Below are 6448 nucleotides of genomic sequence, written 5' to 3'. Positions count from 1 at the left end.
ACGACCCGCGGCTGATCCCGGGCCACGCCTTTGCCCTGGAAGGTCATCCGCGTGCCGACTTCAACGCCTGGTGGCGGCCGGTGCGGGTGGTCCATCGCGGCACCCAGTATGCCGGCCAGGAGGAAGAGTCCGCCGACGCCCCTCTGGGGGTGAGCTACGACCTGCGCGCCGAACTGGTACCCGAGGACGTCGAATGGCGTCCCGCACCGCTGCCTCGGCCGCGTATCGATGGTCCGCAGATCGCGACGGTAGTCGGCCCGGCAGGGGAAGAGATCCATTGCGACGAGTGGGGACGGGTGAAGGTCCAGTTCCCCTGGGATCGCGAGGGACGTCACGATGAATTCAGTACCTGCTGGATACGGGTCGCGCAGAACTGGGCAGGTGCCGACTGGGGGCACATGGCGATCCCGCGGATTGGCCAGGAGGTGATCGTCGATTACCTGGACGGCGACTGCGACCAGCCGATCGTCACCGGGCGCACCTACCGGGCGACCAACCGACCGCCCTACGCGCTGCCCGACCACAAGATCCTCAGCACCATCAAGAGCAAGGAGTACAAGGGCAGTCGGGCCAACGAGCTGCGCATCGACGACACCACGGCGCAGATCAGTGCGGCGCTGATGAGCGACCACGGTGCCAGCGCGCTGCACCTGGGCTACCTGACCCATCCTCGGCCCGAAGGCGGCAAGCCGCGCGGCGAGGGCTTCGAACTGCGCACCGACGAACATGGCGCGGTGCGTGCGGCCAAGGGGCTGCTGCTGAGCACCGAGGAGCAGCTCAGGGCCGGCGCCGGCCATCTCGACCGAGGCGTCGTGGTGCAGGTGCTGGAGGCCGCGCTGGAGCTGGCCCGCGAGCTGGGCGACTACGCCGGGGAGCACCAGGGCGTGGGGCACGACGCGGCGCCGCAGCAAACCCTCCAGGAAGCCGTGCGCGACCTCGGCCACGGCGCCAACGACGAGTCCGGCAAGAGCAACGGAGGCAAGCCGGCGATCGCCTTGAGCGGTCCGGCAGGGATCGCCGCGGCGACGCCGGCGAGCCTGACCCTGGCCGCCGGCGAGCACGTCGACAGCGTGGCCCGGCAGAACCAGCAGGTGACCGCCGGGCAGAAGGTGGTGATCAACGCCGGCAGCGACATCGGCCTGTTCGCCCAGGGCGGCGAGCTGCGCCAGATCACCCACCAGGGGCCGATGCTGCTGCAGGCGCAGAAGAACGACATCCGCCTGGAGGCCGAGCAGAGCGTGGAGGTCAGCGCCAGCCAGCAGCACGTGCTGGTCACCGCGAAGGAGCACATCACCCTGATGTGCGGCGGCGCCTACCTGACCCTCAAGGGCGGCAACATCGAGCTGGGCATGCCCGGCAACTTCGTGGTCAAGGCGGCGAAGCACAGTCATGTCGGCGCGGCCAGCCTGGAAGCCGAGCTGCCGCAGTTCGAGGTGGGCGAGACGCAGCGGCGGTTCGTCCTCAAGCAACTGGACGGGCAGACGGCCATGCCCAACGTGCCCTATACCATCACCATGGCCAACGGCGAGGTCATCGAGGGCGCCACCGACGCCGAAGGCGCTACCCAGCTGCTGCAGAAGGATGCGATGAACATCGCCAAGGTCGATATGAAACACACGAAATCGCCCGCCTCCGCAGTTGCCGGGATAGCAGCGGCGGTTGGCGCGGCGGTTGCAGTCGGCAAGCTCCTGAGTGGCCCCGACGCCGAGGCCGGACGTGCTCTCAGCGAAGGGGAAATCAGCCTGGCGAAAGGCGTATTCGGCGATTCCATCGACTATTCCACGGTCCGCCTGCGCGACGAGGACTATGTCCCCTGGCAGGGCAAGGACTACGTGATGGCGCCGAACGGCCACATCTACTTCGGCGAGGAGTTGCGCGGCGTGGCGGACTGGAGCCTGGAGAGCCTGCAGCGCCAGGGTCTGTTCATTCACGAAATGACCCATGTCTGGCAGCACCAGCATGGCGTCAACGTCCTTCTGGTGGGGGCCTACCAGCAAGCCAGGCAGTTTCTCCTAGGCGACCAGTACGCCTACCGGTTGGAGCCGGGAAAGACGTTGAAGGACTACAACATCGAACAGCAGGGAGACATCGTTCGAGATTATTTCCTCGAGAAGAACGAGTTCGGGGAAGCCTCTGCGAACAGCAGGTTCGCTGGCGTACTGAAAAACTTCCCAACGGGATACTGACCAATGAAATGCAAGACCTTGCTCATTGCCTGCCTGTTCGGCCTGGGAAGCGCCCAGGCCCTGGCCGTTTCCAAACTGCCACCGCAGATCCCGGTGCACGCCGGCTCCGGGCGCGTGACACTGGATCTACGCCCCTTGCTGGCGGAAACCAACGACGTCGAGATCACCCGTGTTTCGGTATGTCGGCGGGTCGGCAGTCATTGCCAGGAAACGCTGTGGCGGATCGAGCTCCCGCCCGGGTGGCGTGCCGGGGAGATCGAGGTCTTCGGCGACTATCCCGGCTCCAGCGTGCTCCTGCGCCGGCCGGAGCGCTTGCAGCCAGATGGGAGCTACAACGCATTCATTCATTTCAACGAGCGTAGCCGTCGGCACCGGCAAACGGTTTCCAGCATTGCCGTCGAATTCTGCCTGGCCGGCGAACCTGGCAACTGGATGCTGCTCGACGAAGCGACCTGCCTGGCACGACGCAACGCCGAGGAGCGGCAAGGAGAGAAGCCATGAACGATAGGGTTCGGTCGAGGACGATCGTCTCTGCCCAGTCCATCACCTTGCCCAAGGGCGGCGACGTGCACCTGGTGCCGCCTCCGCCCAAGCCTTGCGTGACCATCGTGGTGCATGGCGTCAACGATCTCGCGGGTTGCTACGAACGGATCGAGCGAGGGCTCTGCCAGGGGCTCAATGAACGCCTGGACATGCCGCCGACCTTGCCCGGCGGGCAGGCCAATCCCGGCTACCTGACGCCGGCGGGCTACAGCCTGCCGGCGGACGACGAAGGCAAGGCAGAGAACCCCGACGTCGTCTACTACCGGCGCAAGTTCGCCAGTGGCGCCGGCGGGGCCGCCGTACGCAGCGTAGTCGTACCTTTCTACTGGGGCTTCCGCGAGGAAGAGCAATACATCAACAAGACCGCGGCCCACGGCGAATGGCTGGACCGCAACGGCAACCGGCTGGACAAGTCCGGCACCAAGGAAGGCGGGCAGTTCGTCAATGCCACCACCAACCTGCCGGACATGTGGGGCCAGGGTTTCAACGGCAAGCTGTTCGGTTTCATCTCGCTGGACTGGTTCGGCGGCACCATGACCCATCCGCTGTTTTCGGCGGCAGGGCGCAAGTACATGGTCCTTGCGGCCATGCGCCTGGCCATGTTGATCAAGATCATCCGCAAGCGTTACCCGGACGACACCATCAATGTCGTCGGGCACAGCCAGGGCACCCTGTTGACCCTGCTGGCACATGCCTTCCTCAAGGATGACGGCGTGGCGCCGGCGGACGGGGTGATCATGCTCAACTCACCCTACGGCCTGTTCGAACCCCTCAACGAGAAGCTCCAGGGCTGGAGCAGCCAGCAGACCAGAGAGGCGCGGCTGGCCACGCTCAAAGGTATCCTCGAGTTCATCTGCGGCCGACGCCATCCGGTCCCCGCGCTGAGCAGCGTCGCGTTGCGCAACTGCCAAGGCTACGGCGCGATAGGCGGCCCCGGCTGGGTGGGTGGCCAGGGCTGCCAGACGACCATCGACGGGGAACGGCTCAGCTTCGATGAGCGCGACAATCGCGGCAGTGTCTACCTGTATTTCACGCCCCAGGACCAGACGGTGGGACTTGCCAACGTCCAGGGTATCGGCTGGCGCGGCATTGCTGAGCAGGTCAAGGGGCTCCCGGGAAGGACCGGGCTGCCGCAGGGTTTTCACCAGCGCATCTTCACCGTACGCAAGCGCAATGGCGAGAAGGAAAAGATCGGCGGGCACGCCCCTCCCCATGTCTATCCTCTTCTGCTGGCCGGCGAGAAGACCTGGGAAGACACCGGGCTGGGCGGCAAGGACAGATTCGGCCGGGCGAACTTCGACCAGGGCGACAGCGTGCTGCTGACCGCGCCGCGTCTGCCGTTGCCGACGGAAGCGCGATTCGATTTCGACGGAGCCGTCACGGCGCCGGGAGAGAACTCCGCCAGCGGCGTCTATCAGGTGCGCGATACCCTCGATCCGATCGACGCCGCCATCGGCGTAAGCAACGGCGGCTGGAAGGAAAAGGACAGCGGGCACGCCGTCGCGCAACAGGTGGACGCCGCGCTGGCGTACCGCTACGGGCGCGACGCGCGCAGCGTGGAGAGGGCGTTGAACGAAGGCAAGGAATTGGCCCAGCAGACCCATGTGTTTTCCGCTCGTGAACTGGGCACCGGCATGGTTCTGGTCACCCGCGCGGAAACTCCCTACGAGGCCCGGCTGCGCCTGCAGACGGCGGAGGGCCATCTGGAGCCCTTGTCGTTCCACTCGGCCATACCCAACAACCCGGAGCATAACCGGCGGGTACTGGCCTATGACCTGGCCATCGGGGCCGGGGACAGCGTGGATGATGTGGTTTTCTATCAGTATCTGTGTCGGGTGGCGGATTGGCGGTTGGATTGGAATGCAACTCGCGCAAAAGGAAGAGCGCAAGTTGAGTCAGATACCGAACTAGACCTGCCTGATGAAGATGTTCGCGCCTTATATCGCGCGGAAGAAGCTGGAAACCGTAAACTGATCGATTCCACAGAGATTTATCGCAGAAGTGGGGCCATTCCCTCGATTGTTGGAAATACCTTACCTAGCTTAGTGGCGACGCAAACGATAAATGATCGCTATTACGATCGCCCTGTTTGCTTTGGAGGGCCGATCTAATGCGTTTGACGTTTCCTGTCTTGTCTCTCGTTGGGATTCTGTTGAGCTGCTCTGTCGGGCAAGCAGCCGAGCCGCAATTGTCCTCGATGCGCTGCTTCGCCAGTCCGGCGGCGCCCGTTACCGCCTACGCCCCGGCCAAGGAGGCCGCCATGTCCGCTGATGCTTATCACGCTCCGAAAACGTCGCCGCGCCTGGAAACCCTGGATGTACTCAGCGTAGGCATGAGTCTGGATGTGTTTCGCCAGGGGCAGGTGTGGAAGGCCTTGCAGGAGCAAAATGCCATGCAGGCCGAGGCCTTACATGTCGGCAGCATCCTGCCGATGGACCCGAGGAAGTATCCGGTTACAGCCGATGACAAGGATATTGCTTCTGAAAAGCGAGAGGCTGATGCTCTGGAGCTAGGACTGAAGAACTTTCTGGAGAAATGGCCTATTCCTACCGTAACGGTGGTACGTGGTTGGAACCCGAATACACCGAATTTGCGCTTCACTCCTGAAGAGACTCAGGGAAGCCTATCAGCAATGGTTAATGACATGCGCATTCCAGCAGGACTGCACTGGCATCGTATTGTCAATCTGCAGGATGGCATTATCTGCAACGATACGCCTGAAGGAGTATTGGAGGCGTTGTTCAGATTGTTCGAACGCAATCCTGACTTGCCGGCAGTACTGATATATGCCAATGAAGGCTTCAACATGGCCCTGTCCCTGATGGCAAAAGGAGAGAAGCCCATCGGTGTGGGAACTGGCCCAAGACAGCCGGGCGAGTTGACTGACACCATGGTCGCCCTGATCGTCGGCCGCCCCGAGCGGGTCGACTGGCTACGCCAGTTCGCCCCCTACACCAAGGTCAACGAAAACCGGATCGACCCCGAGTTCCGTGGCTGGGGCTGGCGCAAGCCGCCGGTGGAGTTCCGCCCCACGCCGTTCATTCCCCAGCCCTGGACCGAGCGGGCTCTGGAGCAGTGGGATGCGTTGCCGGTGCTGGCCAGGCTGCATCGGCCGGTGAGTGTGCCGCTGACCCGCCCGGATACCGGCGAACGGCTCAAGCGCGAAGCTCTCACCGCACAACTGGCCGCTGCCTGGAAGACGGCCAGTGCCGGGCTCAGGCCGGCGCCCGCCCGGCTGTTCTACGACGGCGGTTTGAACGCCACGCCGCTGGCCGAACTCACCCCGGCGCTGGGCGCCGCGCAGAGTTCGCTGGACTTGCTGGACTCGCGGGAAAGCTACGACCTGACCCAGCGCCTGGGCGACACCGGCGCGGCCTCGCCCTTCGTTGGCATCGCCCTGGCGACCATGGCCAGCTACCTCAACGGCGACAGCAGCATGGTGATGCCGTTGCGGCGCAAGGACCAGGCGACCCTGATCGGCATCAGCTCGCCGACGCCTGGGAAGAAGCCCGCTCACGACCCGTTCGGCGTCGACCTGCTGCCGCAGACCGCCAGCGGCGACGGTCCGCCGCCATCGGCCGACCCGGTGGCGCCCGCCAGTCGGCTCACGACCCGGTTGCCGCCCGGCGAAGACTATGCCCTGGAAAAGTTCCTGAGCAGCCTCAAACCCAGCACCGACTGGCAGGACGATTTGTAGGTCGATGGTGTCCCGCGCCAGA

4 protein-coding genes are annotated in these 6448 nt (G+C 64.5%); all 4 read left to right on the top strand.

Annotated features, from left to right (window positions below; translation table 11 throughout):
* A partial coding sequence (locus LJF27_RS16895; RefSeq protein ID WP_229601858.1) for a type VI secretion system Vgr family protein occupies nucleotides 1-2186 on the top strand: 2186 nt, incomplete at its 5' end.
* 3 nt (nucleotides 2187-2189) lie between these two features.
* Nucleotides 2190-2687, top strand: a complete 498-nt coding sequence (locus LJF27_RS16890; protein ID WP_003112696.1) for a hypothetical protein — start codon at nucleotides 2190-2192, stop codon at nucleotides 2685-2687.
* On the top strand, nucleotides 2684-4840 hold the full coding sequence (locus tag LJF27_RS16885) for a T6SS effector phospholipase Tle3 domain-containing protein (RefSeq protein WP_003118122.1): 2157 nt from the start codon (nucleotides 2684-2686) through the stop codon (nucleotides 4838-4840). The genes LJF27_RS16890 and LJF27_RS16885 overlap by 4 nt, the downstream gene beginning before the upstream one ends.
* Nucleotides 4840-6426 carry a type VI lipase adapter Tla3 domain-containing protein gene (locus tag LJF27_RS16880; protein ID WP_023117236.1) on the top strand — a complete coding sequence of 529 codons (1587 nt, stop codon included), beginning with the start codon at nucleotides 4840-4842 and terminating at the stop codon, nucleotides 6424-6426. The genes LJF27_RS16885 and LJF27_RS16880 overlap by 1 nt, the downstream gene beginning before the upstream one ends.
* The last annotated feature ends 22 nt before the right edge of the window (nucleotides 6427-6448 follow it).

Origin of the sequence: Pseudomonas sp. 203-8, from assembly GCF_020708595.1 — a bacterium.
Taxonomy (GTDB): domain Bacteria; phylum Pseudomonadota; class Gammaproteobacteria; order Pseudomonadales; family Pseudomonadaceae; genus Pseudomonas; species Pseudomonas aeruginosa.
This window is presented reverse-complemented; position numbering and strand designations above follow the sequence as displayed.

Excerpts from the sequence above, each read along its gene's own strand:
- LJF27_RS16890 (WP_003112696.1), top strand. The coding sequence starts at position 2,190 with ATGAAATGCAAGACCTTGCTCATTGCCTGCCTGTTCGGCCTGGGAAGC.
- LJF27_RS16885 (WP_003118122.1), top strand. The coding sequence starts at position 2,684 with ATGAACGATAGGGTTCGGTCGAGGACGATCGTCTCTGCCCAGTCCATC.
- LJF27_RS16880 (WP_023117236.1), top strand. The coding sequence starts at position 4,840 with ATGCGTTTGACGTTTCCTGTCTTGTCTCTCGTTGGGATTCTGTTGAGC.